Here is a 26,972-nt window from a genome sequence, read left to right on the forward strand (position 1 = left end):
CGAAACACATGACCGATTTCACGATGGAAAAGCACGCCGACGGCGTCGCGATCATCACCTGGGACACGCAGGGCAAGTCCATGAACGTGATGAACCAGCAGGGTTTCGACGACCTGGAGGCGCTGGTGGATGAGGCCCTGGCCGACGACGATGTCAAGGGCATCGTCCTGACCTCGGGCAAGCAGGACAGCTTTGCCGGGGGCATGGACCTCAACATCATCGCCCGGATGAAGGAGATGGCGGGCGACGCCCCGGCCAAGGGACTCTTCGAGGGGCTGATGAACATGCACTCGATCCTGCGCAAGATCGAGCGTGCGGGCATGGACGACAAAAACAAGGGCGGCAAACCCATCGCCGCCGCCCTGCCCGGCACCGCGCTCGGCATCGGGCTGGAAATCCCGCTCGCCTGTCACCGCATTTTCGCGGCCGACAATCCAAAGGCAAAGATCGGCCTGCCCGAGATCATGGTCGGCATCTTTCCCGGCGCGGGCGGCACCACACGGCTTACGCGCAAACTGGGCGCGATGGGAGCCTCGCCACTCCTGTTGGAAGGCAAGCTCAACGATCCGAAGAAGGCGAAATCCGCGGGAATCGTGGACGAGGTCGTGCCCGCCGATGAGCTGCTCGAGAAGGCGCGCGAATGGGTGTTGTCCGACCCGCGGATCGTCAAGCCCTGGGACGAGAAGGGCTACAAGATGCCCGGCGGCGCCCCCTACCACCCCGAGGGTTTCATGACATTCGTCGGCGCCTCGGCCATGGTCAACGGGCGCACGCAGGGCGCGTTTCCCGCAGCCAAGGCTCTACTCAGCGCCGTTTACGAAGGTGCCCTGGTGCCGTTCGACACCGCCCTGAAGATCGAGGCCCGGTGGTTCACCCACGTGCTGATGGACCCCTCTTCGAGTGCCATGATCCGGTCACTCTTTGTCAACAAGGAGGCGCTGGAAAAGGGCGCCAACCGCCCCGACGTGCCGGACCAGAAGGTCGCGAAGGTCGGCGTGCTGGGCGCCGGCATGATGGGGGCGGGCATCGCGCTCGTCTCCGCTCAGGCTGGGATGGAGGTCGTGTTGATCGACCAGGAGCAGGAGGCCGCGGACAAGGGCAAATCCTACACCGCCGATTACATGGACAAGGGCATAAAGCGCGGGAAGGCCACCGAGGAGAAGAAGGCCGCCACGCTTGAGCGGATCACCGCGACAACCGATCATGCCGCACTCGAGGGGTGTGACCTGATCATCGAGGCGGTTTTCGAGGATCCCGAAGTGAAGGCCGGGGTCACCAGGCGTGCGCTCGATGCGGCGGGCAGCGACGTGATCTTCGCCACAAACACCTCGACCCTGCCGATCACGGAACTGGCCAAGGCCAGTGACGATCCCGCGCAGTTCATCGGCATCCACTTCTTCTCGCCCGTGGAGAAGATGATGCTGGTGGAAATCATCAAGGGCCGAAAGACCGGCGACCGCGCAGTAGCCAAGGCGCTGGATTACGTGCGCCAGATCCGCAAGACGCCGATCGCGGTCAACGACGCGCGGTTCTTCTACGCCAACCGCTGCATCATCCCCTACATCAACGAGGGCATCCGCATGGTGGCCGAGGGTGTGGCGCCGCCGCTGATCGACAACGCGGCGCGGCAATTGGGCTTTCCGGTGGGTCCGCTGCAACTCGTCGACGAGACCTCGATTGATCTGGGCGCCAAGATCGCCCGCGCCACCAGGGCCGCCATGGGGGACGACTACCCCGACCAGGCCGTGGACGAGGTGATATTCTGGATGGAGGGCGAGGGCCGTCTGGGCCGCAAGGCCAAGGCCGGTTTCTTCGACTACGACGAAAAGGGGAAAAGGCAGGGATACTGGCCGGGCCTCAGGGAAAGATACCCGCGCGCTGAAGAACAGCCCGAGCTCACCGAGGTGCAGCATCGCCTGATGTTCGCACAGGTGCTCGAAGCCGTCCGCGCGTTCGAGGACGGCGTGCTTGAAGATATCCGCGAAGGTGATGTGGGTGCGATCCTGGGATGGGGATTCGCGCCGTGGTCAGGGGGGCCGTTCGGCTGGCTCGATATCATCGGGGCGCCCTATGCCACCGAACGGTGCGACCAACTCGCGGAACGCTTTGGCCCGCGCTTCGAGGCGCCGGACCTTTTGCGCGAGATGGGGAAAAAGAACCAGAGCTTCTACGGGCGTTTCCGGCCGGAGGACGACAAGGCCGCCTGAGCGGCCGGGCATGCGGGCCGTCGCACCTGCAATGTCCGCGCCCTGAACCGGGGCGCGGGCGCAAGTTTCAGAAGCTGTAACCGAAACGGTCGATGTCATGTGACATGAGCCCGCCGACCAGGGCCCGGTCCTCATCGCTGTAGTAGCGGCGATAATCCACGGCACGCTCCGACCGGTTTTCATGCGGCAGGCAAAGCCGAAACCCAAGGTGATCCCACAGGGGAAGGGCATCCCGCGAAAATTCTTCGATCCGGATATAGACGCTGCATCGGTCCACACCCCGTGCATCCGTCACGTAGCGCTCATAGGGCCAGGCCCGCAGGGAACGGCGGATCATCGGCGTGTTCAGGAAGGCACTGAATTCGCGATCCCGCGCGAGATGGACCGCGGGATGGTCGAAACACTGCATTCGCAGCCAATGATAATAGCTCACGACCCGGTCCCAGGGATTGCGCACCAGAGTGAAGACAAAGCTGCGTTCCATGGTCTCGCGACTGATCACGCCGTCGATGTCCGACAGGGTGGAATGCTTCCACAGCCGCCCCGCGGGGGATAGCCCTTCAAGCCGCCTGCGCCGCCGGCGTGCCTTGGGCGTATCCCCGATCAGGATGTCATCGGCCATGGCGCGGCTCTCCAGCGCAAGCGCCAGGGAGGTGCCGCCCGTCTTTGGCACATGCACGAAGATGTAACGGCGGCCGGGCGAAATGATCATGGCGTCAGCATAGGTCACCCCGCGCATCTGCCATAGGGCGAATCCCTGCGCCGGCCCCCCTGTCACCGAGACGGTAAATGTCTGACAATTGGGTTTGACCGGATTCACAAACTCAATATTGTCTGCCGAACGCGAAATTGCACCGTCAGGGCAAGAATCAGGGAGGATCCGATGGGCTGGATGAAAGATGAAACGGGATTGGACAGGACCCCTGCCAACTATGCTCCACTTACCCCGCTGTCGCATCTGCGTCGTGCCGCGCAGATCTATCCCGAATACGAGGCCGTGGTCTACAAATCGTTCCGCAAGACATACGCCGAATATCACGAGCGCTGCACGCGCCTTGCATCCGCCCTTGCGAAACTGGGCGTGGCGCCGGGGGACGTGGTGGCGACGATCCTGCCCAACATCCCCGCACAGGCCGAGGCCCATTTCGGCGTGCCTGCTTGCGGTGCGGTCCTGAACACGATCAACACGCGGCTGGAGGCCGGGACCATCGCCTATATCCTCGATCACGGCGGTGCGAAGGTGCTTCTGGTCGATCCGCAATTCCTGCCGACCGCCGCCGAGGCGCTGGAGCAGATGGAAGGCCCGGCGCCCACGGTGATCGAAGTGGCCGACGATCAGGCCGGGGTTCATGCCCACGGGCACTACACGGAATACGAGGATCTGCTCGCTTCGGGCGATCCCGACTTCAACTGGATCATGCCCGAAGACGAATGGGAAAGCATCTCGCTCAACTACACCTCCGGAACCACGGGTCGGCCCAAGGGCGTGGTATGCCATCACCGGGGCGCTTACCTGATGACGATGGGCACGGTCGTGAGTTGGGAGCTTACGCGCCACCCGCGATACCTGACCATCGTGCCGCTGTTCCACTGCAATGGCTGGAACCACTCCTGGATGATGCCGGTTCTGGGTGGAACCATAATATGCTGTCGCGATATCACGGCCGCGGCCATTTACGATGCCATCGCCGACGAGGGCGCAACCCATTTTGGTGCCGCGCCGATCGTTCTCAACGCCATAGTCAACGCACCTGAAAGAGACCGGCGTGATTTCGACCACGTGGTCAACGTCTTCACCGCGGGCGCCCCGCCGCCGGCCGCGACCCTGCGCGCGATCGAGCCGCTTGGCTTTGCGGTCACGCAGGTCTACGGGCTGACCGAAACTTATGGCCATGTCACGGAATGTCTGTGGCATGACCGTTGGGACGACCGATCCGATGACGAACGATACGCGATCAAGGCCCGCACCGGCGTGGCAATGCCCATGATGGAAGAGATAACCGCAATGGACCCCGAGTCCATGTCCCAGACACCGATGGACGGGCTCACCCAGGGCGAGATCATGATCCGCGGCAATTCGGTCATGAAGGGCTACCTCAAAAACCCGGATGCCACGGCCAAGGCCTTCAAGGGTGGATATTTTCACTCCGGCGACATCGCGGTGCAGCATCCCGACGGCTACCTTCAGATCGCCGACCGGGCAAAGGATATCATCATATCGGGCGGCGAGAACATAAGCTCGGTGGAAATCGAGGGGATTCTGATGATGCACCCGGCCGTGCTTTTGTGCGCCGTGGTGGCAAAGCCGGACGATAAATGGGGCGAGGTGCCCTGTGCCTTCGTCGAGGTCAAGGATGGTTCAGAAGTGTCTGGCGAGGAACTCATCGCCCATGCACGCGGCCATCTTGCCGGGTTCAAGACACCCAAGAACGTGGTGTTCCAGGAATTGCCGAAGACATCGACAGGAAAAATCCAGAAATTCGAACTTCGCCAGATCGCAAAGGGGATGTGACGCGCGCCCGCGGATCGGCACGGTACTATGCCGTCCGTCAACGCGATTGCCGTTGCTTGTGCAGGCATGCTATCGTTGCCATCAAGAGGCAGAGCAGGCCCACACCCGAATGACAGCACTCAGCGAATACCAGAGGCTCGAAGCGTCGGGCCTGTGGCGTGCATCCCGGGATGCGCAGCGCTGCGACGTGATCGTATCGGTGGGTGACGCGACCCTCGTGATCACCGATTTGCAGGATCGCGCGCTTGCTCACTGGTCACTTGCCGCGATCGAACGCGCCAATCCGGGACGGACTCCGGCCATTTATCATCCGGACGGAGATCCCGGCGAAACCTTGGAGCTGGCCGAGAGCGAAGAACAGATGATCTTGGCAATCGAAAAACTCCGCAGCGCGATCGACCGCAAACGTCCGCATCCCGGGCGCTTGCGTCTTGTATCGCTGCTTTTGGCGGCAATGGCGCTGATCGCTCTCGCTGTATTCTGGCTTCCCGGTGCGGTGCGGGATCACGCGCTTGCCGTCGTACCCGAGGTCAAGCGCTCCGAAATCGGGGAAGCCCTTTTTGCCCGCATCCAGAGCGTGACCGGCCCGCCCTGCCGCTCCTCGGGTGGACCAAGGGCATTGGGCCGTCTTTCCGAGCGGCTGCCCGCCGCAGGTCATGATGGCCGGCTGATCGTGGTGCGCGACGGCGTGGAGGATACTGTCCACCTCCCCGGCGGGACGATCCTGATCAACCGTGCCCTTGTCGAGGACCACGAAGAGCCCGATATCGTTGCCGGATACGTGATCGCCGAACGGTTGCGCACCCGGATGCGGGATCCGCTTGACAGGCTCCTCGCAGAACGTGGACTCTGGTCAAGCCTGAAGCTCCTGACGACAGGTCAATTGAGCACCGCGGCATTGCAGGCCCATGCGGAGCATATCCTCAAACAGGCACCGGCGCCTTTGTCCGACGCGGCCTTGCTCAGAGGGTTCGCTGAATGGTCGGTTCGTTCGACCCCGTATGCCTATGCCCGCGACATATCCGGCGAAAGCACCATCGCCCTGATCGAGGCGGACCCGTTCGCCGCGACCGCACCAGCACCCGTCCTGAGCGATGCGGACTGGCTACGGCTTCAGGCCATATGCGAGGATTGAAGGAAAGGGCGGCCAGAATGCGTTGAGCCGGAACGGAATCCCACGCCTATCGCACCCGGGACGGGCACGCGCCCGCCCGCCCCAAGGCGGGTGTGTGCCGAACCCACCCGGGCGGACGCGTGCCCGTCTCTGGGCCGTTTCCGGTTGAATGCAACACGCGTTAAGAGGCCGCCCATCAAAATTATTTCCGAAGCACCGGGCGGTGGAATCCAGCGCCCCGGACACTGGCCATCGCCGCGGTAAGTTCGGCTTGCGTCCGGAATGGCCCCGCCAGGACAAGACTGTACGAATTCCCGCCGCGCGTCAGCTTGCCCAATCGCGCGGGCAGGCCCGCCCTTGCCACCCTTTGAGCCGCACGCTTCGCCTCGGCACGGCCATCGTAAAGACCGGCCTGGATGTAGCGATGGCTGGCCCTCTCCGCGACCTCCGCAGGCGCGGACCGGGTGGAAACCGTGGATTTAACCTTGGGCTTGGCAGTGGTACGGGCCTTGGCAGGGGTCTTGCCCTTGGTCGAAATGGTGGCGTTGGCACGGCGCTGCGCATCATAGCTGGTATAGGGATAGTCCAGCCCCGGGTAATCGCGGGTGACCACGCGCCCTGTCTCCCGCACGATCAGCTTGCGGGGCACGGTCTCGGTCCAGACGAGATCCATGCTGTCCTTGCCGGCAAAGGTCTGGTGCGTCCGGCGCGGGTTCAGGCGCCCGCCCATCCACACGCGTTTGTATCCTTCGGGCATCGTGATGCCGTCGGTGCTTGCCACCTGCTTTTCATAGACATGCTTGGGCGCCACGTATTGCCCGCGCCCAACCCCAACGCCGGTTGCGCCGCGTCGACCATCGGCTGTCGTCACATGGGGCGCGCTCTGTGGGCCGCAGCGCACCGCATATGGACCCGGATCGGAGTTCAGATATTGGCGCGACAGGGCACTGCCGCCCGGGCACTTGCCCGTACGCCTGACGACCTTGCGCACCTTGCCCGGTGCCGGCGCCGGCTTGACCATTTTCTTTGCGGGCCTTTTCTTGACCACCTTCGGCGGCGTCGCGGCCGGCTTGACGGGCTTCGGCTGCACGTTCACCGGCACCGTCTTGGCCTTGCGTTCGGGCGTCTTCGGGACAGCCGCCGTCACTGTTTTTTCCGCAGGCTTCGGCGCGGCCGTTCCGGCGTTCGCGAAAGTCGGCTGGAACCCGCATACGACCTCGCGGTTGCGGGACACGCGCGGCACCCATGTGACGTTGCCGTCGATACCGGCACGCACGAAGACGCAGCCTTCGCTATCCACGTATTGGCGCCCGGTGAATGATGACGGCGGAAACTCGGCCGGCGCGTCGGTTTCGGCAAGTGACTTGGCCTGAGCGCTTCCGACACCACAGGATGCCGCGATCACTGCAGTCGCGATAACTCTGTTCAATCTCATCTTTTCCCCCACAGGAATATGGCGAGAGAGTGACTCGATTCCGTTTTCAAGTAAATAGGTTAGCCGATCCACCGACCGCGATGTCACTTGGTCCCGAACATCCGGTCCCCCGCATCCCCGAGCCCGGGAAGGATGTAGCCGACATCGTTCAGCCTTTCGTCCAGCGCTGCGGTAACGATCGGCACATCCGGATGTGCCTCTTTCATCCGGGCCACGCCTTCGGGGGCGGCCAGCAGGCAAAGGAAACGAATGTCACGCGCGCCCGACTTCTTGAGAAGATCGACCGCCGCCGCCGAGGAGTTGCCCGTGGCCAGCATCGGATCGACCACGATCACCAGCCGCTCTGCCAGAAGTTCGGGCACCTTGAAGTAATACTGCACCGGCTTGAGCGTTTCCTCGTCCCTGTAAAGGCCGACGAACCCGACGCGCGCCGAGGGAATCAGCTCAAGCATGCCATCCAGCAGACCGTTGCCCGCCCTGAGAATCGAGATCAGCGCCAGCTTGCGCCCCGCCAGTACGGGGGCATCCATTTCCTGCAGCGGCGTTTCGATCCTTTGGGTCGTCATTGGCAGGGCATAGGTAACCTCATATGCCAACAACTGACTGATTTCCCGCAGTAATTGTCGGAAAACTGCCGTCGATGTGCTCTTCTCACGCATGAGCGTGAGCTTGTGCTGAACAAGCGGATGCTGAACGATCGTCAGATGTTCTTTCATGGCCCCTCCGGTATTCTCGGCGCGGTCGCTTAACGGCGCGGATTGTCTGCGGGTATCCTTATGCCAGTTTCCGGTGCGGGCAAACCGCGTATGACCCACGATCCGGCAACAGATCCGATCAGACGGCGCCGTCCAGTCCCAGATGACGGCCAATTTCGCGCGCGACATCGCTGAATCCGATCTGACCCAGGCTGCCGCCCCCGCACCCGGCAATCAGAACCGGCACCCTTTCTCGCGTGTGGTCCGTGCCCGGCCATGTGGGGTCGTTGCCGTGATCAGCTGTCAGCAGCATCATGTCATGCGGCCGCAGACGCGGCAGGATTGCCCCGAGGCCGGCATCGAACCGCTCCAGGGCGGCAGCATACCCGGCAACGTCCCTGCGGTGTCCGTAATGGCTGTCGAACTCCACGAAATTTGCAAACGTAAGGCTGTGGTCCTGCGCGTCGTCCACTGCCGCGGCGAGGTGTTCCAGAAGTTGCGAATCAGGTCCGGTCCGTGAATCGGTGGCCCCCTGCATCGAGAATATATCGCCGATCTTCCCGATGGCATGGACTGCGCCACCGGCCTGCTGCACCCGTGAAAGAAGCGTTGGACCGGGTGGCGGCATGCCGAAATCGCGCCGGTTGCCCGTCCTTTCGAAACCGCGGGGTGCGCTTCCGGTGAAGGGACGCGCGATGACCCGGCCAACCTTCATCTCGTGCAGACGGGGTGCGATCGCGCGGCACAGGTCCAGCAACCGATCAAGGCCGAAAGCCTCTTCATGTGCGGCGACCTGGAAGACACTGTCGGCGGAAGTGTAGCAGATCGGCCAGCCTGTCCGCAGATGTTCGGCACCCAGCCTGGAGATGATCTCGGTTCCGGACGCCCGGCAATTGCCGAGTATTCCTGTCGTGCCCGCCGCAGCGCAGACGTCCTCGACCACGTCGGACGGAAAGACCGGAGCATTTTGGGGAAAGACATGCCAGTCCCATGTCACGGGAAGGCCGGCCAGTTCCCAATGCCCCGATGGCGTGTCCTTTCCTCTGGAGCTTTCCGTGGCCGCGCCCCAAATCCCGTGTGGCGCCCGCCCCAGACCGGGCGCGGCAACGCCCGACGCCAGTTCGACGGCCGCCCCAAGGCCAAGCGCGTCGAGGTTGGGCAGATCCAGTGGCCCGCTGCGCCCGGTTTCCGCCCGCCCGCCGGCACAGGCAAAGGCGATGTGGGCCAGCGTGTTGGCGCCGGTATCCGGCCATCTGCCGTTGAAATAATCCGCCGCGTCCGGGGCCCCGCCTACCCCGACGGAATCCATCACGACCAGGAAGGCCCGCGGCATCAACGCATCCTTTCATGCACCAGCGGCGGCAATTCGGGCGGTGTCTGGTCGATGCGGATCGCCGCGCCTAACTGCGCCTCTGCGCGATCGGCCTGTCCGACGCGCGCGGCGTGTATCCGCAGCAGCGGCTGACCCCGCGTGACATGAGTTCCGAGCGGCAGCACATCGCTCAGGCCGACCGACGGGTCGATGAGATCCCTCTCGACCTGCCGTCCGCCGCCAAGCCCGATCACCGCCAACCCCATTTCCGTGCCGTCAATTGCCGCAACATACCCGTCCCGCGGCGCCGGCATCTCGCGTATGACGGTGGCTTCGGGCAGAAAGCGGGCCCAGTCCTGGACAAACCGCGTTGGCCCACCGAGAGCGGCGACCATGCGTCCGAAACACTCGGCCGCCGTCCCGTCCGCGATCACCTCTCCGATCGCGGCCCTGCCCTTCTCCGGTCCGTCTGCCAAACCGGCGCCGCACAGCGCCATGGCGCCAAGTTCGACACTCAGATCACGCAACGCGCCGCCGCCACTGCCGGTGAGCACCCGCATCGCCGCCGCGACCTCAAGGGCGTTTCCGACAGCCGGGGCAAGTGGCTGGTTCATGTCCGAAACAAGCGCTTCGGCCGGACATCCGGCACCCCTGGCCGTCCCGGTCAGGGCCGCTGCGAGACGGCGGGCGTCCTCGACGCTCTTCATGAAGGCACCACTGCCCGTCTTCACATCAAGGACCAGGCCGGAAAGACCCGCTGCCAGCTTCTTGGAAAGGATTGACGCGGTGATCAGATCAAGGCTTTCGACTGTTCCGGTGACATCGCGCACCGCATAGAGCCGACGATCGGCAGGAGCGATACGCGCGCTTGCCCCGACGATCGCACAGCCGTTTTCCGCAACAAGACGCCTCAGTTTTTCCTCGCCCACATCCGTGCGCAGCCCGGGAATTGCTTCCAGCTTGTCCAGGGTGCCGCCCGTGTGGCCAAGGCCGCGCCCCGAGATCATCGGCACATAGGCCCCGCACGCGGCCAGCGCCGGCGCCAGGACAAGGCTCACGCAATCGCCGATGCCGCCGGTGGAATGCTTGTCCAGGACCGGACCGTCGAGATCCCAGTCAAGACGCGCGCCACTGTCACGCATCGCAAGTGTCAGCCCGACCCGGCCTTCGTCGCAAAGCCCCTTGAGAAGCACGCACATTGCAAAGGCCCCGGCCTGGGAATCGCTGACACTGCCATCGGCCAACCCGCGGGCGAACCATGCCAGCTCCTCGCGCGAGGGGGGCCGCCCGTCCCGCAGGGCGGAAATGATCGATCTTGCATCCATGCCGTCAGGCCGTACCCATGTCCGCCGCGCCGAATGCGCCGGGCAACAAGGCGGCCAGCGTGGTGTCCCGGCGTTTCCCGTCGAGTGTGGCCATGATGATCCGCAGGTCGCCGGTGCCGAATTCCGCCAGCTTCTGCCGGCAACCGCCACAGGGCGAGACCGGCACCTCGCCCGCCGCTACCACGACGATCTCGGACAAGCCGGTTTCACCGCCGGCGACCATCGCCGCGATCGCCCCGGCTTCGGCACAGGTGCCTTCGGGATAGGCGGCGTTCTCGACATTGCACCCGACAAAGATCCGGCCCGATTCCGCGCGGAGCGCCGCGCCGACCTTGAAACCGGAATACGGGGCATGGGCATTTTCACGCACCTGCCGCGCTGCATCCAGAAGGTCCATCTTTCCTCCGCTGTGCTGATCCCCTTCGATATTCAAGATTGCGCCTTGCGTTTCCAAGATGCAAGCTGGTGCTTCGGGCGCCCCGTTGCGCTGCAAACAGGGTGCTCCGGGACGCCGCGAACAAAACGGCGCCACGAGGGAGAGGGACATGAGCGACAGCCACAAGGAAACGCTGCGTCAGGCGGCGCTGGATTATCACGCGCACCCCAAGCCCGGCAAACTGGAGATCCGCGCGACCAAGCCGCTTGCCAACGGGCGCGACCTGTCGCGCGCGTACTCGCCAGGCGTGGCGGAGGCTTGCCTGGAGATCAGCAAGGACGAAAAGAACGCCAGCCGCTACACGGCGCGTGGCAACCTCGTGGCGGTGATAACCAACGGCTCCGCGGTTCTGGGCCTTGGCAACATCGGCGCACTCGCGTCAAAACCGGTGATGGAGGGCAAGGCGGTCCTGTTCAAGAAGTTCGCCAACATAGATTGCTTCGACATCGAGGTGGATGAGCCCGATCCCGAGAAGCTGGCCGATATCGTCTGTGCGCTCGGGCCGACATTCGGCGCCATCAACCTTGAGGATATCAAGGCGCCTGATTGCTTCATCGTCGAGAAGCTGTGCCGGGAACGGATGAACATTCCGGTTTTCCACGACGATCAGCATGGCACGGCGATCGTCGTGGGGGCGGCGGCCACCAATGCCCTCCATGTCGCCGGCAAGCGGTTCGAGGATATCCGCATCGTCTCGACCGGCGGCGGGGCGGCCGGGATCGCCTGTCTCAACCTGTTGCTCAAGCTGGGCGTCAAGCGCGAGAACGTCTGGCTCTGCGATGTTCACGGTCTTGTCTACAAGGGCCGCTCCGAGGACATGACACCGCAAAAGGAAGCCTTCGCACAGGACACTGAGCTGCGCACGCTCGACCAGGTGATCGAAGGGGCCGACCTGTTCCTGGGCCTGTCGGGTCCGAATGTCCTGAAACCGGAAATGGTGGCCAAGATGTCGGATCGCCCGATCATCTTCGCGCTGGCCAATCCGACCCCTGAAATCATGCCGGACGTTGCCCGCGATGTCGCTCCAACCGCGATCATTGCCACCGGGCGAAGCGATTTTCCCAATCAGGTCAACAATGTTCTTTGCTTCCCGTTCATATTTCGCGGGGCGCTGGATGTAGGCGCGAGCGAAATCAACGACGCCATGCAGGTGGCCTGTGTCGAGGGTATCGCGGAACTCGCCCGCACCACCACCAGCGCCGAGGCGGCAACGATTTACAAGGGCGAACAACTGACTTTCGGGGCCGATTACCTGATCCCCAAGCCGTTCGATCCGCGGCTCTCCGGTGTCGTTTCGACAGCGGTGGCACGGGCGGCGATGGAAACCGGTGTCGCGGCACGGCCGCTCGAGGACATCGACGCCTACAAGGCCGACCTTGACGCCAGCGTCTACAAGTCCGCATTGCTGATGCGCCCGGTCTTCGACGCGGCCGCCACGGCCGCGCGCCGGATCGTGTTTTCGGAGGGCGAAGACGATCGCGTTCTGCGCGCCGCCCAGGCGATCCTGGAGGAAACGACCGAACAGCCGATCCTGATAGGTCGACCCAAGGTCATTGACCAGAGATGCGAGAGGATGGGGCTGGAAATCCGGCCGGGCCGTGATTTCAGTCTCGTCAACCCCGAGGATGACCCCCGATACCGCGATTACTGGGAAAGCTATCACCGGATCATGGCCCGGCGGGGGGTAACGCCGGATCTGGCCCGCGCGATCATGCGCACCAACACGACCGCGATCGGTGCGGTCATGGTCCATCGCGATGAGGCTGACAGCCTGATCTGCGGCACATTCGGGGAATACCGCTGGCATCTCAACTATGTCACGCAGGTTCTTGGCAACGACGGATGCCAGCCGCACGGCTCGCTTTCGATGATGATCCTCGAGGACGGGCCACTTTTCATTGCCGACACCCATGTCCGGGCCTTCCCCGATCCCGCGCAACTGGCCGAGACGGCCATCGGGGCCGCACGCCATGTGCGCCGTTTCGGGATCGAGCCCAAGATCGCGTTCTGTTCGCAATCCCAGTTCGGAAACCAGGGCGACGATTCCGGCAAGCGCCTGAGGGCCGCGATCGATATTCTGGATACCGAAGAGCGTGATTTCATCTATGAAGGCGAAATGAATGTCGATGCGGCGCTCGATTCAGCCCTGCGATCGCGCCTCCTGCCGGAAAACCGGATGGACGGGGCTGCGAATGTCCTTGTCTTTTCGAACGCCGATGCCGCTTCGGGGGTGCGCAATATCCTCAAGATGAAGGGCGGCGGGCTGGAAGTGGGGCCGATCCTGATGGGCATGGGCAACAAGGCCCACATCGTGACCGCAGGGGTAACGGCAAGGGGCCTGCTGAACATGGCCGCGATCGCGGGCACGCCGGTGGCACATTACGGATAGCGCAGCACACAGGGCAACACGGATTCGTGCAGTTTGCAGCCGCGAAGTTTGCAGCTTTGCAAATGCTTTCGATTTCAGCGTAAAACTTGTCTTTTTCCGCTAGTTTGCAAAACTTTGCAGGCCGAATTGCCACGGAACTGCAAATTTCCTGCGATAATCTGACACGCAAGCAACCGTGTCACTTGCTGCGACCGCTCCTCATCCGTAACACCCTTGCAACGGACCGGAGGAGGATACGATGGGATACCAAGAGGTATACGAGAGCTGGCAACGCGACCCCGAGGCTTTCTGGATGGAAGCCGCCGAGAACATCGACTGGGATGAAAAGCCGTCAAAGGCGCTCTTCGATGACAACGCCCCGCTTTATGAATGGTTCCGTGACGGCAAGGTGAATACGTGCTGGAATGCCGTGGACCGCCATGTCGAGGCGGGGCACGGCGCGCGCGCGGCGATCATCCATGACAGCCCCGTGACCGGAACCAAGCACAAGATCAGCTACGCGCAGTTGCGCTCGCGGGTGGCGCGACTGGCCGGTGCGCTGCGCGCAAAAGGGGTACAGAAGGGCGATCGCGTCATCATCTATATGCCAATGGTCCCCGAGGCCCTGGAGGCGATGCTGGCCTGTGCGCGTCTGGGGGCCATCCACTCGGTCGTCTTCGGGGGCTTCGCGGCCCATGAGCTGGCGGTGCGAATCGACGACGCCAAGCCGAAGGCGATCATTGCCGCCTCCTGCGGGGTGGAGCCGGGTCGCGTGGTCCATTACAAGCCGCTCCTCGACGGGGCGATCGAACAGGCCGCGCACAAGCCCGATTTCTGCGTGATCTTCCAGCGGGAAGAAGAAGTGGCCAAGCTGGAAGAGGGACGCGACCACGATTGGCACGCCTTTCAATTCGGGGTCACTCCAGCCGAATGCGTGCCCGTCGAGGGCACCCACCCGGCCTATATCCTTTACACGTCCGGCACCACTGGCGCGCCAAAGGGGGTGGTGCGTCCGACCGCCGGGCATCTGGTGGCCCTGAACTGGACCATGAAGAACATCTACAACGTCGATCCGGGCGATGTGTTCTGGGCCGCGTCCGACGTGGGCTGGGTCGTGGGGCATTCCTATATCTGTTACGCGCCCCTGATAAACGGCAACACCACGGTCGTGTTCGAGGGCAAGCCGGTTGGCACGCCCGATGCAGGCACCTTCTGGCGGGTGATTTCGGAACACAACGTGCGCAGCTTCTTCACCGCACCGACCGCATTTCGGGCGATCAAGCGCGAGGACCCGGAGGCGAAGGAGCTTCGGAAATACGACATCTCTTGCCTGCGCGCGCTCTATCTTGCTGGTGAAAGGGCCGATCCGGACACGATCAACTGGGCGGCCGAGAAGATGGGCGTGCCCGTCTACGATCACTGGTGGCAGACCGAGACAGGATGGACCATCGTCGGCAACCCGGCGGGAATCGAGGCCCTGCCCGTCAAGGTCGGATCGCCCACGGTGCCGATGCCCGGCTACGACGTTCAGATCCTTGACGACGCGGGAAACGAACTGGGCCCGAACGAGCTTGGTGCCATCGCCATCAAGCTGCCATTGCCACCCGGCACCCTGCCGACACTCTGGAACGCCGAGGACCGGTTCCGCAAGTCCTACCTGAACACCTTCCCGGGCTACTACGAAACCGGCGATGCCGGCATGAAGGACGAGGACGGCTACCTGTGGATCATGGCCCGCACGGATGACGTGATCAACGTGGCCGGGCACCGCCTGTCAACCGGTGGCATGGAAGAGGTTCTGGCCGCGCATCCCGATGTGGCCGAGTGCGCTGTCGTCGGTGTGACAGACGAATTGAAAGGGCAAATGCCGGTCGGTTTCCTGTGCCTGACCAAGGGGGTCAACCGCCCGCACGAGGACATTGTCAAGGAATGCGTCACCATGATGCGGGATCAGATCGGACCGGTCGCCGCCTTCAAGCTGGCGGTCGTGGTTGACAGGCTGCCCAAGACACGGTCCGGCAAGATCCTGCGCGGAATCATGGTCAAGATCGCGGATGGCTCGGACTACAAGATGCCCGCCACAATTGACGATCCGGCGATCCTCGACGAGATCCGGCAGGCATTGCAGAAGATCGGGTATGCCGCAGGCTGAGTGAACACCCCCTGATTGTGCCCCGGACGCTCACCGCGCAGCCGGGGCAAGAACCATTGTTTCCACCGGGCTGGCCGACAAACCCGGACCCGGAACCGCGGAATCGGCTCCGCTGTCATCCGCCTCCGAGGACATTGCAAGACTGACGAGGATCAAGGCGGTGAGCATGATTGCCTTCACAGTATTCTTGGGAGTCATTTCCTGGCACCTCTGCATGGAGAACCGGCGCACCGTGGCCGGTGCTGAAACCCTGTGGCTTTCGGACTGCGGCAAGCAATATCTAAGCTCTGCTATCGGATAACACCCGCGAACCGGTACTCTGGCCCTTCTCGGGTCGCTCATGCGCACTATGTTCGCCTCATGAAACAAAGACCGCCGACGCTCGTCCCCTTTCTTTGCGGTTTCCTGATCGTGGTGTTGCTTGCCTTGCCCTCCGAAAGCCGTGCCAACCCTGAAAAACGCGATTACACGCCGCCACCGCCCGCCAGTTGGGAATACCTCAGCGACCGGGTGATGGGCGGCGTGAGCGAAGGCAGCGCGCGGGTCGAAGGCGACCATGTGCGCCTTACCGGGGAGGTCAGCACCCGCAACCGCGGCGGTTTCATCCAGACACGGACCGATCTTGCCCGCCCCTTTCCCGACGATGCAAAGGGGCTGATCATCAGGGTGCGCGGCAATGGTGAACGCTATTTCCTGCACCTGCGGACCACGGGGACGATCCTGCCTTGGCAGTATTATCAGGCGGGGTTCGAAACCACCCGGGACTGGAGAACGCTGCGCGTACCATTCTCCGAGTTTCAACCGTCGGGCCGGATGCTGCGGGGCACTCCAAGGGCCGAAACGGTCAGAAGTGTCGGGTTCGTGGCGTTCGGGCGTGACCACTTGGCGGACCTGGCCGCCGAATGGATTGGCATTTACTGATCCGTCATACGAATTGTTCGCGGATCAGGCGTTCCTCAAGCCCGTGGCCCGGATCGAACAGGATACGATGGGCAATGCCGGGGTCCGAGGCGATCTCGACCCAGAGGACATTCTTAACCCAACGGCTGTCCGCGTCGGCCATGACCGGACGCTTGGCAGGGCTCAACACGTCGAAACGCACATGGGCCGTCTTCGGCAGCAGCGCCCCCCGCCAACGCCGCGGACGGAAGGCCGCCACGGCGGTAAGGGCCAGCACATCCGATCCGATTGGAAGGATCGGGCCATGCGCACTGTAGTTATACGCGGTGGACCCTGCTGGCGTCGCAACCAGCGCACCGTCGCAGACGAGTTCCTCGAGACGCAGATGACCATCAATCGTGATTTTCAGCTTTGCCGCCTGGGGCCCGGCGCGAAGCAGCGAAACCTCGTTTATGGCAAGGGCCTCATGGATTGTTCCGTCGGCCCCCTGCGCCTTCATCGAGAGCGGGTTGATCACCTCTTCCTCGGCGGCGGCGAGGCGCTGGAGAAGATCGGTCTCGCTGTATTCATTCATCATGAATCCGACCGTGCCGCGATTCATGCCATATACGGGCGCCGGCAGATCCTGCGTTCGGTGAAGTGTATGCAGCATGAAACCGTCACCACCAAGAGCGACGATCACTTCCGCTTCGGGTTCGCTGCAATTGCCGTAACGCGCCACCAGCGCCGCACGGGCGGTCTGGGCCGTGGGCACGTCGCTGGCGACGAAGGCAATCTTGCGGGTCATTCGGGACCATCCCGTTTCCGAAGCGCGTCTGGCAGTTCTGATCGAACCACAGCTCCACGCATTGCGCCATAGATGACGGTCCTGCAAGCGGTTTTGTCGCTTTACATCCTTTGCAGCGGCCTATGTTTCCGATAGGAAATCGCCAGTCCCGACCCTTTTCACGACGGAGCCAGATCCATGTCTCATGACGGAAACACCTTTACCACCGACGCGGGCTTCTTCACCCAGCCCCTGGCCGAGCGCGACCCCGAGCTTTTCGGCGCCATCGAGTCCGAGCTTGGCCGCCAGCGCGACGAGATCGAACTGATCGCCAGCGAGAACATCGTTTCCGCAGCGGTCATGGAGGCGCAGGGCAGCGTCATGACCAACAAGTATGCCGAGGGCTATCCGGGCCGGCGCTACTATGGTGGATGCCAGTATGTGGACGTGGCCGAGCAACTCGCCATCGAACGCGCGAAGGACCTCTTCGGGTGTGGTTTCGCGAACGTGCAGCCGAATTCGGGCAGCCAGGCAAACCAGGGCGTGAACCTGGCGCTTCTGAAACCCGGCGACACGATCCTCGGCATGAGCCTTGATGCCGGCGGACACCTGACCCACGGCGCAGCGCCCAACCAATCGGGCAAGTGGTTCAACGCGGTCCAGTACGGCGTGCGCAAGCAAGACAACCTGATCGATTACGACCAGGTTGAGGCACTGGCCAGGGAACATCACCCGAAAATGATCATCGCCGGCGGATCGGCCATTCCGCGGCAGATAGATTTCGCCCGCATGCGCGAAATCGCCGACAGTGTCGGCGCCTGGCTTCATGTGGACATGGCGCATTTCGCCGGGCTCGTCGCGGCCGGTGAGCATCCCTCGCCCTTCCCGCATGCGCATGTCGCCACCACCACCACACACAAGACACTGCGCGGGCCGCGCGGCGGCATGATCCTTACCGATGACGAGGCGCTGGCCAAAAAATTCAACTCCGCCATCTTCCCCGGCCTTCAGGGCGGACCGCTGATGCACGTGATCGCGGCCAAGGCGGTGGCCTTCGGAGAAGCCCTGCGCCCGGAATTCAAGGGATATATTCAACAGGTCATCACCAACGCGCAGGCGTTGAGCGACCAGTTGGCGAAGGGCGGTCTCGACATTGTCACAGGCGGCACGGACACCCATGTCCTGCTGGTCGACCTGCGGCCCAAGGGCGTGAAGGGCAATCAGGCGGACAAGGCACTTGGCCGGGCCCATATCACCGCCAACAAGAATGGCATCCCCTTCGATCCGGAAAAACCGACGGTCACTTCGGGGCTGCGTCTTGGAACACCCGCCGGAACCACGCGCGGCTTCGCCGAGGCGGAGTTCCGCCAGATCGGCGACTGGATCGTCGAGGTCGTGGACGGGCTGGCCGCCAATGGCGAAGACGGCAACCAAGCGGTCGAGGAAAAGGTCAAGGCAGAGGTCGCGGGCCTCTGCGCGCGCTTCCCGCTCTACCCGAACCTCTGACGATCACTGTCCTGCTTGACAAAGGGCCCGTGCGGCCGGTCCGCACGGGCTCCGGGCTGGTCAGAAAAATCCGCGCCAGTACAGCAAGACAGACAGAAGAACACCCAAAATCATCAGGTTGAAAACGATACCACCCAGCAGCGCCAAGATGGTGCCACGCCGTCGCTGCGCCGGATCTATTTCCTTCAGATGCGATTGCAGCGCGGCCGCATCGGCATCGAACTCAACCCTTGGCACAAGGCGCGCAAGCTTCGGATGTGCAGAAAGGCGCTTCGCGTGGGCAATCCTGTGGCCGGCGCGGCGCATGGGCCCGGGCAGGGATCTGCGCGCCCGGGATATCTGCACGGCAAACGCCCCCCGCAAACCAAGGCGGTCGCGCATGAGATCCTCCAGGGCGGCCACGGGGCGATCGATACGGTCCGGATCTATCATCGGCAGCACTCCCATCGTGCGCAAGCTAACCCCTGGCCAGCAATGGCACAACAGGGCTGGCCGCGGGCGGCGCGGGGCGGTAGGAACGGCTCATGTTGAATACAATCACGCACGGAACGCCGCGGGACCGGCCCGGACTTCTGATCGCACATGGCCTTTACGGCTCGGCGCGGAACTGGGGCGTGGTTGCAAAGCGCCTCTCCGACACCCGGCAAGTGATCGCCGCCGACATGCGGAATCACGGGGCAAGCCCCTGGTTTGAAACCCATTCCTATGAGGACATGGCCGCGGATCTGGCGATGGTTCTCGACGGGCTGGATGGACCGTTCGATGTGCTGGGCCATTCGATGGGCGGCAAGGCGGCGATGGTTCTGGCGCTGACCCGGCCGGCGCTGGTCAATCGGCTGATCGTGGCAGATATTGCGCCCGTCTCCTATTCCCATAGCCAGATAGAGTATATCGAGGCGATGAAGGCGGTTGATCTGTCGGGGATTACACGACGTTCGGATGCCGCCCCCCTTCTGACACCGCATATCGACGATCCAAATCTTGTCCCGTTCTTCCTGCAATCGCTCGACGTGAAAAACCGGCGCTGGATGCTCAACCTCGACACCCTTGCGCGGGAGATGCCGAAAATACTGGATTTTCCCGATATTTCCGGCAGTTATACAGGCGATACACTGTTCCTTTCGGGTGCGGACTCGGACTACGTGCGGCACGAACACCGCGCCATGATCAAGCGCCTCTTTCCGAAGGCACGTTTCATGAAACTGACCGGGGCGGGGCACTGGCTACATGCCGAGAAACCGCGCGAGTTCGAGGCGGCGATTCGTGCCTGGCTGGACTGAGGATCGACCATTCCGAAGCGCTTGAAGAAGGGTCGACAATCGAAGTCCGGGCGGGGCCGGACAAGACTGTTCAGAATTTCCAGTCCTGTCGGACTGCGCCCCGTCACACGCGCGCGGGCAGCGCCGATCCGCCCCGCAGGGGCCTCCTCACGACCGCCGCTGCCCACGTCCCGGCACCCGCAACCGGGAAGTCGTCTGCCCGGTCAGTCCCCGGACATAAGCTTGCGCGTTACCACATAGGTAACCGGGAAGGCCGCCAGGAACCCAAGCCCTGCCGCCACCAGGATCGGGTTGAGGGTGTCATGCCCCATGACCAGCGCCGCGATGACGGCGGAGCCGGCCATCGTCGACCCGATGAAAAGATGAAGAATGAAACCGAGCCGCAACATCGTGACCTCCGCTCTGATCCGGGACGTGTCCCCGTTGGCCTGCAATTAACAATCCGCGGTGCCTGCCGCCTTGATCCAGGTCAGGCCGGTTCGGGAATCATCGTGGTATTGTAACGGTTCGATGACGGAAATGCGAAATGCACGGGCCCCGCGGCCCGGAAGGGAGGACTGATGATAACGCTGGACGACATCGAAGACATGACCGACCTTACGCGTGACGAGATCGCGGCAATCGGCGCGCACGAACACCTGCCCGAGATCAGCGCCGCGGTTCTGGGCGAGTACGTGATGCACCTGCCGAAAGGGCCGCAAACCGTACAGCGGATGATCTGCGAGGATATCCGCGAAGCACTGCATGCGGACGACGTGACAGGTGCGCGCAAGCTTTACGCCGTGCTGCACGGGTTCATTCAGGAACACCCCGACGCCGCGCGCGGCGCCTGCTGAAACCGGAGCGCGCGCACTGAGCTTGGTGCCATGGGTGGTGCGCAAAAGAAACAATTCCGCAAAATCTGAGGGTTCTTCCTCGGATATTGCGGAAATTGTGACGTTGCCCGCGACATGTAGTTGATCCCGCGCGCCGGCCGCGATACTCAAGGCATACAGGTGCAAGGACGCGGAACGCATCGACTGACGGCGGGGTCCGGCTGCTCTCCAGACAGGCGGACCCCGTTTTCGTTTCCGGACCCGACCTTCCCGAGCTTGAGGTCCGCGCGATCCAAGACCGCCCGGCCCTTGGTGCACTGGTGCCCGGGCCGGTTTCCTTTTGGCTTCGTTTCAAGGCATGCAACGGGAAAAAGGCGCCAGGTGCGCGGACGCGGTCCATGCATCGTGGCGCGAAGCCACTTCCTGACGCCTTCCCGAACCACGCGGCCCCGAAAGACCGGCGGTTCAGTGGTCCCGGCTCCGAGGAACCGGCACCGACCACGCGGGAACGTATGATCCCGCCTGGCTGCTCGGACCCTTTCGACACCGGCAGAACACGCAGAGCCCCGAATGGCGGCCCGGCACCCCGGCAGGCGTCCCGTGACCCGCACGGCGGGGCGTTAGCCAAAAGACCCGCATCCCGCCGCGAAGACCCCGGGGGCCGTCGCGCATCGCGCCGGGTCATGAGACCCCTTGCGATGGGAAAACTGTTACAAAGCACGGCGATTCCCGCAAGGAAATAGCGCTGCAGCATGAAAAATTTCTGGGGATAAATTGTTGATATGGCTGTGGAATTTATTGTGGACAACGCGGAAATTCCGTTTCGCCCGGCCCCGTTGGGCGGGGGATAAGTGACGGTTTCGCGACAGGCTTGTGACAGGGCGGTTTTCTGCGGCTGCGAAGGCAATCCGGCAGTACGCGCCCTGCCCGGCCGCCGGCGCCGGGGCGGGTCAGGCCGGCGTCAGGCCTCCGGTGCGCTCGGATCGGGCAAGGGGCCACTGCCCTTGCGCGTGTGATCGAACTGCGGGTCCTGCCGCTTGATCCACCGCGACACCACGTAGGCCGCGGGCCATGACAACACGATGCCGGTTGCGGCCGCGGCAACGACGGGAGCCCAGCCGTAATAGCCAAGGCTCAGCACGACAATGACCAGACCGCCGGTCAGGACCGGTCCGGTGGCAAGGGTCAGAACAAGGCTCAATCTGTCCATATCGGTGCCTCCTTTCGTCCTGCCACGAACGTAGGCACCATCCGGCCCAGTTTCAAAGGGGCCGGACTTCAGCCATCCATCTTGAGCGCCGAAATGAACGCCTCCTGCGGGATGTCGACCTTGCCGAACTGGCGCATCTTCTTCTTGCCGGCCTTCTGCTTTTCCAGCAGCTTCTTCTTGCGCGTGGCATCGCCGCCGTAGCATTTGGCCGTCACGTCCTTGCGCATCGCGCTCAGGGTTTCGCGCGCGATCACCTTGCCCCCGATCGCCGCCTGGATGGGGATCTTGAACATGTGGCGCGGGATCAGATCCTTGAGACGCTCGCACATCGCGCGGCCGCGCATCTCGGCCCGGTCGCGGTGAACCATCATCGAAAGCGCGTCCACAGGCTCGTCATTGACCAGGATCTGCATCTTCACCAGGTTGTCGGTTCGGTAGCCGGTCATCTGGTAATCGAAGCTGGCATAGCCCCGGGTCACCGATTTGAGCCGGTCGTAGAAATCGAAAACCACCTCGTTGAGAGGCAGGTCGTAGACCACCATCGCACGGGCGCCCGCATAGGTCAGATCAAGCTGTATTCCGCGCCGCTCCTGACAGAGCTTGAGCACGTCCCCCAGAAACTCGTCGGGGACCAGGATCGTCGCCTTGATCCGCGGCTCCTCCACATGCTCCACATCGGCGGGGTCGGGCATGTCGGCGGGATTGTGCAGCTCGTCAACGGTGCCATCCCGCATGTGTACCTCGTAAACGACCGAGGGCGCCGTGGTGATCAGCTCCAGCCCGTATTCGCGCTCGATCCGGTCGCGGATCACCTCGAGGTGAAGAAGCCCCAGGAAACCGCAACGGAATCCGAAGCCGAGCGCCGCCGAGCTTTCCATCTCGTAGCTGAACGAGGCGTCGTTGAGCGCCAGTTTCTCGATGGCGTTGCGCAGATCCTCGAATTCCGCGGAATCGACCGGAAAGAGCCCGCAGAAGACCACCGGCACAGAAGGCTTGAACCCCGGCAGAGGGGCCGGGGCCGGGCGTTTCTCGTGGGTGATCGTGTCGCCGACGCGGGTGTCGCGCACCTGCTTGATCGACGCGGTGATGAACCCGATCTCGCCAGGGCCGAGTTCATCGACCACCGTCATCGCCGGACGGAAGACGCCGATGCGTTCCACGTTGTGGATGCTGCCGGTCTGCATCATGCGGATGCGATCGCCCTTTCTCAGGACACCGTCCATGATCCGCACCAGAACGACGACACCCAGATAGGGATCGTATTTGCTGTCCACCAGCATCGCCTTGAGGGGCGCCGCGGAATCGCCCTGTGGCTGCGGGAGGTGGGCGATTATTGCCTCAAGCGTGTCGGCGATGCCCTGCCCTGTCTTCGCGCTGACCGGGATGGCACCCGACGCGTCGATGCCGATCACATCCTCGATCTGCGACGCGGTGCGATCCAGATCGCTGGCCGGCAGATCGATCTTGTTGAGCACCGGGATGAGCTCGTGATCGGCGTCGATGGCCTGATAGACATTGGCCAGCGTTTGCGCCTCGACACCCTGGGTGCTGTCGACCACCAGGAGCGATCCCTCCACCGCCTGCATGGACCGTGACACCTCGTAGGAGAAATCCACATGCCCCGGCGTGTCGATCAGGTTGAGCACATATTGCTCTCCGTCGCGGGCGGTATAGTCGATCCGAACGGTGTTGGCCTTGATGGTGATGCCGCGCTCGCGCTCGATATCCATCGAGTCGAGCAGCTGTTCCTTCATGTCGCGCTCGGCCACCGTATCGGTCATCTGGATGAGCCGGTCGGCGAGCGTCGATTTGCCGTGGTCGATATGGGCCACGATGGAGAAATTGCGGATATGGCTGAGCGGTGTCATGGTAAAGGCATATGCGGCGGATCGCGGGTCGGGTCAATAGCCCGCGGTGCCGCGCCGGACAACCGCACGGGAGGGTGAGGAATGAGCGACACCACCGCCATCGAGGCCCGCATCTCCGGCCGGGTGCAGGGCGTTTCCTTCCGGGCCTGGACCGAGGCCGAGGCACGCGCCCGCGGCCTGTCGGGCTGGGTCCGCAACGAGGCCGACGGCACGGTGAGCGCTCATCTTGCCGGCCCCGCCGACAAGGTCTCCGACATGGTCGAGGCGCTGCATCGCGGCCCCGCCGCCGCCCGGGTCGAGGCGGTCCGCACCAGCCCCGCCAAGGCCACCGCCAAGGGCAAATTCAGGATCATTCGCTGATCCGCCGGCTTCATCTTTCGCGAAATACTCCGGGGGTGAGGCCGGAGGCCTCAGGGGGCAGCGCCCCCTTGCGCCGGGGCCGGCCGCGCCCGCTCCGGTCCGGATCACGGCCTCATCCGCCGGGCAGGGCGGTGCGGCGGATCATGGTGCGCAACGCAAAGCTCGAGCGCATCGAGCGGATCCCGGCGATCTGCATGAGCCCGTCCTCGAGGAAACGATCATAGGCCGCCAGGTCCGCCGCCACCACCCGGATCAGCACGTCGCGGGTGCCGGTCATGAGGTAGCATTCCATAACCTCCTCGAAGCCCCGCAGCGCCGTCTCGAACCGCGCAACCGCGTCGCGCGACTGCCGTTCGAGTTCAACGAAGATGAACACGTTGAGCGGCAGGCCAAGCTTTTCCTGGTCCACGCGGGCCGAATAACCGGTGATCACACCTGCCGACTCGAGCCGCGCCACCCGCCGCGCACAGGGTGTGGGCGAAAGCCCCGCGGCCGCGGACAGATCCGCCAGCCTCTGACGCCCGTCGTACTGGAGCGCAGCGATGATGCGGCGGTCGATCGCGTCCATTTTCACCAATCCCCGCAGCTTCTTTAGCAAATTTTACCACGATTCGCCCCATCCGCATCCCGTTTTGGCGTTTTTTCGCGGCACACCCTGCCTAGATTCAGTCCAAAGGGAGGATTTGCACCATGCTGACACGGATTTCCACCACCACCCATGAGGAGGTCTATCGCGTCACCGATGCGCCATCCGGGCTCGACGGGTTCATCGCCATCCATGCCACCGGGGCCGGACCGGCCGCCGGGGGCCTGCGGATGCGAAGCTACGCCCGGGCCGAGGACGCGCTTGCCGATGTGCTGGCCCTGTCACGCGGCATGACCTACAAGAACGCCGCCGCGGGCCTGCCCCTCGGCGGCGGCAAGGCGGTGATCATGGGCGATCCGCGCCGTGACAAGGCCGCTGCGATGCTGCGCGCCATGGGGCGCGCGGTTGCCCGGCTCGACGGGCGCTACTGGACCGCCGAGGACATGGGCATGAGCCCGGAAGACATGGCGGTGATCCGGCAGGAAACAGGGTTCGTCGCCGGGCTGAGCGATGGCCTCCATGCCAGCGGCGATCCCTCGCCGGTGACCGCCGAAGGCGTGTTGCGGGCCATGCGGCTGGGGGCGCGGCACCGCTTCGGCGATCCGGACCTGACCGGACGGCGCGTCGCCCTGCAGGGGCTGGGCCATGTCGGGCGGCACCTCTGCACATTGCTGCATGATGCCGGCGCCGATTTGTGCGTGGCCGATCCGGTGGCGTCCAATGTCCGGTGGGCGGAGGCGGATTGCGGCGCCACCATTGTCGATCCCGCGGAAATCCACGCCGTCAAGGCCGACGTTTTCGCCCCCTGCGCGATCGGCGGCACGGTCAATCCCGAAACCGTCCCGGCATTGAAGGCAGGGTTGGTTGCGGGGGCCGCCAACAATCAACTGTCGGGCGATGGTTGCGCCGACGCGCTGCACGGGCGCGGCATTCTCTACCTGCCCGATTACGTGGCCAATGGCGGCGGAATCATAAATGCCGCGGCCGAGATCCTGCGCATCGCTGATCGTGGCCCGTGGGTCTCTGCCAGGCTGGATGCCCTGGAGGACACTATGGCGCGGATACTCGACCGGGCGGCGGCCGAGGATGTCAGCCCCGCGCATGTGGCCGACCGCATTGTCGAGGACCGGATGCTGGACCGCGCCGGCTGACGTGCGGCGCCGGGGGCCGATCAGGTCATCCGGCGTCCCGGCGGGTCGAAGGGCAGGAACTCCACCGCGCTCTGACGCACCGGCTGCGGATAGAGCTTCATCAGCTCCAGCATCTCCGGCGGCATCGCCACGGTGACGGCCAGGCCCAGATCCTGCGCCTCGGCGGGGGTGAGCGCGTAATCATGGGTCCATGTTCCGCCGGTCAGGGTTTCGGCCAGCGCCTCGGCCTTTTCGGTATCCATCCGCGGGGTCATGATCTCGACCGCCCCCCGCCGCACCTGGCGAATCGCCTTTTCGCTGACATCGGCGAGGACCATCGCCACGTCCGAGACATGCGCGGCCGGCTTCGCGTCGCGCGCGGCCAGCACCGAGGCCGCGGACACGCCCATGATCTGCGGGTCGATCGGGCCGAGCATGGAAAACTCGCCCATCACGATCTCGTCGGCGGCCAGCGCAATGAGCGTGCCGCCCGACATCGCGTAGATCGGCACGAAAACCGTGACCTTCGCGGGATGCGCCTCGACCGCGCGGGCGATCTGCATGGCGGCAAGGACCAGCCCGCCGGGCGTGTGCAACACCAGGTCGATGGGCATGTCGTCGGGGGTGGACTTGATCGCGGAGATGACGCTCTGCGCGTCTTCAAGGTCAATCTGGCGCGACACGTTCATGCCCAGCATGCTGCGCCGTTCCTGGCGGTGAATCATGGTGATCACGCGGCTTCGGCGCTGCCTCTCGATCTTGCGGATCGCCTGCTGGCGGCGCATCGCGAACAAGCGTGCGGCCAGCATCGGTTGCAGCAGCATTGCCATGACCACCACGAAAAAGAGGGTCGATAACGAGAAATCCATGCCAGTCGCGCGGTCCTTTCCCTGGCGCGGCCCCGGACGCCGCGCGATGCGACTGTCGCACCTGTGGCGGCGCTTGTGAATTGAAAAACACCGTGCGATGCGCCATGTAACGCCGCAGGCGTCGAA

At 63.8% G+C, this 26,972-nt stretch carries 25 protein-coding genes; 11 read left to right on the forward strand and 14 right to left on the reverse strand.

All coding sequences use genetic code 11. The features are described 5' to 3' along the window. Positions 1-8 precede the first annotated feature (8 nt). Positions 9-2,207 (forward strand): 3-hydroxyacyl-CoA dehydrogenase NAD-binding domain-containing protein, encoded by a 2,199-nt coding sequence (locus DQW77_RS04655; protein WP_113257032.1) that lies wholly within the window; start codon positions 9-11, stop codon positions 2,205-2,207. 67 nt (positions 2,208-2,274) lie between these two features. Here the strand turns inward: DQW77_RS04655 and DQW77_RS04660 are convergent, their stop codons facing one another. Next, a complete protein-coding gene (locus tag DQW77_RS04660; RefSeq protein ID WP_113257198.1) occupies positions 2,275-2,919 on the reverse strand; it encodes a sulfotransferase family 2 domain-containing protein in 645 nt (214 codons plus the stop codon). A 171-nt stretch (positions 2,920-3,090) separates the two neighbouring features. Between DQW77_RS04660 and DQW77_RS04665 the strand changes: the two genes are divergently transcribed. Both DQW77_RS04665 and DQW77_RS04670 read left to right on the forward strand, forming a co-directional pair. Next, positions 3,091-4,719 carry an AMP-binding protein gene (locus tag DQW77_RS04665; RefSeq protein WP_113257033.1) on the forward strand — a complete coding sequence of 543 codons (1,629 nt, stop codon included), beginning with the start codon at positions 3,091-3,093 and terminating at the stop codon, positions 4,717-4,719. Positions 4,720-4,828: 109 nt separating this feature from the next. Continuing rightward, positions 4,829-5,854, forward strand: coding sequence for a hypothetical protein (locus DQW77_RS04670; protein WP_113257034.1), 1,026 nt, complete (start codon positions 4,829-4,831; stop codon positions 5,852-5,854). 181 nt (positions 5,855-6,035) lie between these two features. Here the strand turns inward: DQW77_RS04670 and DQW77_RS04675 are convergent, their stop codons facing one another. From DQW77_RS04675 to DQW77_RS04695, 5 genes are all read right to left on the reverse strand, one after another. Beyond that, a complete protein-coding gene (locus tag DQW77_RS04675; RefSeq protein WP_113257035.1) occupies positions 6,036-7,268 on the reverse strand; it encodes an SPOR domain-containing protein in 1,233 nt (410 codons plus the stop codon). Between the two features lie 83 nt (positions 7,269-7,351). After that, entirely contained in the window at positions 7,352-7,984 is a 633-nt protein-coding gene (upp, locus tag DQW77_RS04680; protein ID WP_113257199.1) for a uracil phosphoribosyltransferase, read from the reverse strand. A gap of 118 nt (positions 7,985-8,102) precedes the next feature. Continuing rightward, a complete protein-coding gene (locus tag DQW77_RS04685) occupies positions 8,103-9,296 on the reverse strand; it encodes a phosphopentomutase (protein ID WP_113257036.1) in 1,194 nt (397 codons plus the stop codon). Then, positions 9,296-10,600: a thymidine phosphorylase gene (locus tag DQW77_RS04690; RefSeq protein ID WP_113257037.1), complete on the reverse strand. Its 1,305-nt coding sequence runs from the start codon at positions 10,598-10,600 to the stop codon at positions 9,296-9,298. The genes DQW77_RS04685 and DQW77_RS04690 overlap by 1 nt, the downstream gene beginning before the upstream one ends. A 4-nt stretch (positions 10,601-10,604) precedes the next feature. Then, positions 10,605-10,997, reverse strand: coding sequence for a cytidine deaminase (locus DQW77_RS04695; protein WP_220124946.1), 393 nt, complete (start codon positions 10,995-10,997; stop codon positions 10,605-10,607). A 148-nt stretch (positions 10,998-11,145) separates the two neighbouring features. Here DQW77_RS04695 and DQW77_RS04700 point away from each other — a divergent pair, with 148 nt between their 5' ends. Together DQW77_RS04700 and prpE are read left to right on the forward strand one after the other, a co-directional pair. After that, positions 11,146-13,425: an NADP-dependent malic enzyme gene (locus DQW77_RS04700; protein ID WP_113257039.1), complete on the forward strand. Its 2,280-nt coding sequence runs from the start codon at positions 11,146-11,148 to the stop codon at positions 13,423-13,425. Between the two features lie 238 nt (positions 13,426-13,663). Further along, entirely contained in the window at positions 13,664-15,556 is a 1,893-nt protein-coding gene (prpE, locus tag DQW77_RS04705) for a propionate-CoA ligase PrpE (RefSeq protein WP_113257040.1), read from the forward strand. Positions 15,557-15,586: 30 nt separating this feature from the next. Here the strand turns inward: prpE and DQW77_RS18175 are convergent, their stop codons facing one another. Continuing rightward, positions 15,587-15,754 (reverse strand): hypothetical protein, encoded by a 168-nt coding sequence (locus tag DQW77_RS18175; protein ID WP_181711197.1) that lies wholly within the window; start codon positions 15,752-15,754, stop codon positions 15,587-15,589. A gap of 162 nt (positions 15,755-15,916) precedes the next feature. Between DQW77_RS18175 and DQW77_RS04710 the strand changes: the two genes are divergently transcribed. After that, positions 15,917-16,477, forward strand: coding sequence for a CIA30 family protein (locus tag DQW77_RS04710; protein ID WP_113257041.1), 561 nt, complete (start codon positions 15,917-15,919; stop codon positions 16,475-16,477). 4 nt (positions 16,478-16,481) lie between these two features. Here DQW77_RS04710 and DQW77_RS04715 read toward each other — a convergent pair whose 3' ends face one another. Continuing rightward, positions 16,482-17,243, reverse strand: a complete 762-nt coding sequence (locus tag DQW77_RS04715) for an NAD kinase (protein ID WP_113257042.1) — start codon at positions 17,241-17,243, stop codon at positions 16,482-16,484. A gap of 177 nt (positions 17,244-17,420) precedes the next feature. Between DQW77_RS04715 and glyA the strand changes: the two genes are divergently transcribed. Continuing rightward, the gene (gene glyA, locus DQW77_RS04720) at positions 17,421-18,728 is read left to right on the forward strand and encodes a serine hydroxymethyltransferase (protein ID WP_113257043.1); all 1,308 of its coding nucleotides are present in this window, start codon (positions 17,421-17,423) and stop codon (positions 18,726-18,728) included. Positions 18,729-18,788: 60 nt separating this feature from the next. Here the strand turns inward: glyA and DQW77_RS04725 are convergent, their stop codons facing one another. Beyond that, complete coding sequence (locus tag DQW77_RS04725) at positions 18,789-19,160, reverse strand: hypothetical protein (RefSeq protein ID WP_147094929.1); 372 nt, start codon at positions 19,158-19,160, stop codon at positions 18,789-18,791. 92 nt (positions 19,161-19,252) lie between these two features. On the opposite strand from DQW77_RS04725, the gene DQW77_RS04730 reads away from it, so the two are divergent. Further along, positions 19,253-20,008 (forward strand): alpha/beta fold hydrolase, encoded by a 756-nt coding sequence (locus DQW77_RS04730; protein WP_113257045.1) that lies wholly within the window; start codon positions 19,253-19,255, stop codon positions 20,006-20,008. A gap of 203 nt (positions 20,009-20,211) precedes the next feature. Here DQW77_RS04730 and DQW77_RS04735 read toward each other — a convergent pair whose 3' ends face one another. After that, positions 20,212-20,397: a CTP synthetase gene (locus DQW77_RS04735; RefSeq protein WP_113257200.1), complete on the reverse strand. Its 186-nt coding sequence runs from the start codon at positions 20,395-20,397 to the stop codon at positions 20,212-20,214. 171 nt (positions 20,398-20,568) lie between these two features. Here DQW77_RS04735 and DQW77_RS04740 point away from each other — a divergent pair, with 171 nt between their 5' ends. After that, a complete protein-coding gene (locus tag DQW77_RS04740; RefSeq protein WP_113257046.1) occupies positions 20,569-20,844 on the forward strand; it encodes a hypothetical protein in 276 nt (91 codons plus the stop codon). Between the two features lie 940 nt (positions 20,845-21,784). Here DQW77_RS04740 and DQW77_RS04745 read toward each other — a convergent pair. Next, a complete protein-coding gene (locus tag DQW77_RS04745; protein WP_113257047.1) occupies positions 21,785-22,033 on the reverse strand; it encodes a hypothetical protein in 249 nt (82 codons plus the stop codon). 68 nt (positions 22,034-22,101) lie between these two features. Further along, a complete protein-coding gene (lepA, locus tag DQW77_RS04750) occupies positions 22,102-23,901 on the reverse strand; it encodes a translation elongation factor 4 (RefSeq protein WP_113257048.1) in 1,800 nt (599 codons plus the stop codon). An 81-nt stretch (positions 23,902-23,982) separates the two neighbouring features. Here lepA and DQW77_RS04755 point away from each other — a divergent pair, with 81 nt between their 5' ends. After that, positions 23,983-24,261 carry an acylphosphatase gene (locus tag DQW77_RS04755; RefSeq protein WP_113257049.1) on the forward strand — a complete coding sequence of 93 codons (279 nt, stop codon included), beginning with the start codon at positions 23,983-23,985 and terminating at the stop codon, positions 24,259-24,261. 112 nt (positions 24,262-24,373) lie between these two features. Here DQW77_RS04755 and DQW77_RS04760 read toward each other — a convergent pair whose 3' ends face one another. Beyond that, on the reverse strand, positions 24,374-24,829 hold the full coding sequence (locus DQW77_RS04760) for an Lrp/AsnC family transcriptional regulator (protein WP_113257050.1): 456 nt from the start codon (positions 24,827-24,829) through the stop codon (positions 24,374-24,376). Positions 24,830-24,951: 122 nt separating this feature from the next. On the opposite strand from DQW77_RS04760, the gene DQW77_RS04765 reads away from it, so the two are divergent. Further along, positions 24,952-25,998: a Glu/Leu/Phe/Val dehydrogenase gene (locus DQW77_RS04765; protein ID WP_181711198.1), complete on the forward strand. Its 1,047-nt coding sequence runs from the start codon at positions 24,952-24,954 to the stop codon at positions 25,996-25,998. A gap of 20 nt (positions 25,999-26,018) precedes the next feature. Here the strand turns inward: DQW77_RS04765 and DQW77_RS04770 are convergent, their stop codons facing one another. After that, positions 26,019-26,846, reverse strand: coding sequence for an SDH family Clp fold serine proteinase (locus DQW77_RS04770; RefSeq protein WP_113257052.1), 828 nt, complete (start codon positions 26,844-26,846; stop codon positions 26,019-26,021). Between the last annotated feature and the right edge of the window lie 126 nt (positions 26,847-26,972).

The organism is Roseovarius sp. TE539, from assembly GCF_003298505.1.
Taxonomy (GTDB): Bacteria; Pseudomonadota; Alphaproteobacteria; order Rhodobacterales; family Rhodobacteraceae; genus Roseovarius.

Bases quoted from the DNA above. Each gene is read 5' to 3' on its own strand.
- DQW77_RS04655 (WP_113257032.1), top strand. From the start codon at position 9: ATGACCGATTTCACGATGGAAAAGCACGCCGACGGCGTCGCGATCATC.
- DQW77_RS04660 (WP_113257198.1), bottom strand. From the start codon at position 2,919: ATGATCATTTCGCCCGGCCGCCGTTACATCTTCGTGCATGTGCCAAAG.
- DQW77_RS04665 (WP_113257033.1), top strand. From the start codon at position 3,091: ATGGGCTGGATGAAAGATGAAACGGGATTGGACAGGACCCCTGCCAAC.
- DQW77_RS04670 (WP_113257034.1), top strand. From the start codon at position 4,829: ATGACAGCACTCAGCGAATACCAGAGGCTCGAAGCGTCGGGCCTGTGG.
- DQW77_RS04675 (WP_113257035.1), bottom strand. From the start codon at position 7,268: ATGAGATTGAACAGAGTTATCGCGACTGCAGTGATCGCGGCATCCTGT.
- upp (WP_113257199.1), bottom strand. From the start codon at position 7,984: ATGAAAGAACATCTGACGATCGTTCAGCATCCGCTTGTTCAGCACAAG.
- DQW77_RS04685 (WP_113257036.1), bottom strand. From the start codon at position 9,296: ATGCCGCGGGCCTTCCTGGTCGTGATGGATTCCGTCGGGGTAGGCGGG.
- DQW77_RS04690 (WP_113257037.1), bottom strand. From the start codon at position 10,600: ATGGATGCAAGATCGATCATTTCCGCCCTGCGGGACGGGCGGCCCCCC.
- DQW77_RS04695 (WP_220124946.1), bottom strand. From the start codon at position 10,997: ATGGACCTTCTGGATGCAGCGCGGCAGGTGCGTGAAAATGCCCATGCC.
- DQW77_RS04700 (WP_113257039.1), top strand. From the start codon at position 11,146: ATGAGCGACAGCCACAAGGAAACGCTGCGTCAGGCGGCGCTGGATTAT.
- prpE (WP_113257040.1), top strand. From the start codon at position 13,664: ATGGGATACCAAGAGGTATACGAGAGCTGGCAACGCGACCCCGAGGCT.
- DQW77_RS18175 (WP_181711197.1), bottom strand. From the start codon at position 15,754: ATGACTCCCAAGAATACTGTGAAGGCAATCATGCTCACCGCCTTGATC.
- DQW77_RS04710 (WP_113257041.1), top strand. From the start codon at position 15,917: ATGAAACAAAGACCGCCGACGCTCGTCCCCTTTCTTTGCGGTTTCCTG.
- DQW77_RS04715 (WP_113257042.1), bottom strand. From the start codon at position 17,243: ATGACCCGCAAGATTGCCTTCGTCGCCAGCGACGTGCCCACGGCCCAG.
- glyA (WP_113257043.1), top strand. From the start codon at position 17,421: ATGTCTCATGACGGAAACACCTTTACCACCGACGCGGGCTTCTTCACC.
- DQW77_RS04725 (WP_147094929.1), bottom strand. From the start codon at position 19,160: ATGATAGATCCGGACCGTATCGATCGCCCCGTGGCCGCCCTGGAGGAT.
- DQW77_RS04730 (WP_113257045.1), top strand. From the start codon at position 19,253: ATGTTGAATACAATCACGCACGGAACGCCGCGGGACCGGCCCGGACTT.
- DQW77_RS04735 (WP_113257200.1), bottom strand. From the start codon at position 20,397: ATGTTGCGGCTCGGTTTCATTCTTCATCTTTTCATCGGGTCGACGATG.
- DQW77_RS04740 (WP_113257046.1), top strand. From the start codon at position 20,569: ATGATAACGCTGGACGACATCGAAGACATGACCGACCTTACGCGTGAC.
- DQW77_RS04745 (WP_113257047.1), bottom strand. From the start codon at position 22,033: ATGGACAGATTGAGCCTTGTTCTGACCCTTGCCACCGGACCGGTCCTG.
- lepA (WP_113257048.1), bottom strand. From the start codon at position 23,901: ATGACACCGCTCAGCCATATCCGCAATTTCTCCATCGTGGCCCATATC.
- DQW77_RS04755 (WP_113257049.1), top strand. From the start codon at position 23,983: ATGAGCGACACCACCGCCATCGAGGCCCGCATCTCCGGCCGGGTGCAG.
- DQW77_RS04760 (WP_113257050.1), bottom strand. From the start codon at position 24,829: ATGGACGCGATCGACCGCCGCATCATCGCTGCGCTCCAGTACGACGGG.
- DQW77_RS04765 (WP_181711198.1), top strand. From the start codon at position 24,952: ATGCTGACACGGATTTCCACCACCACCCATGAGGAGGTCTATCGCGTC.
- DQW77_RS04770 (WP_113257052.1), bottom strand. From the start codon at position 26,846: ATGGATTTCTCGTTATCGACCCTCTTTTTCGTGGTGGTCATGGCAATG.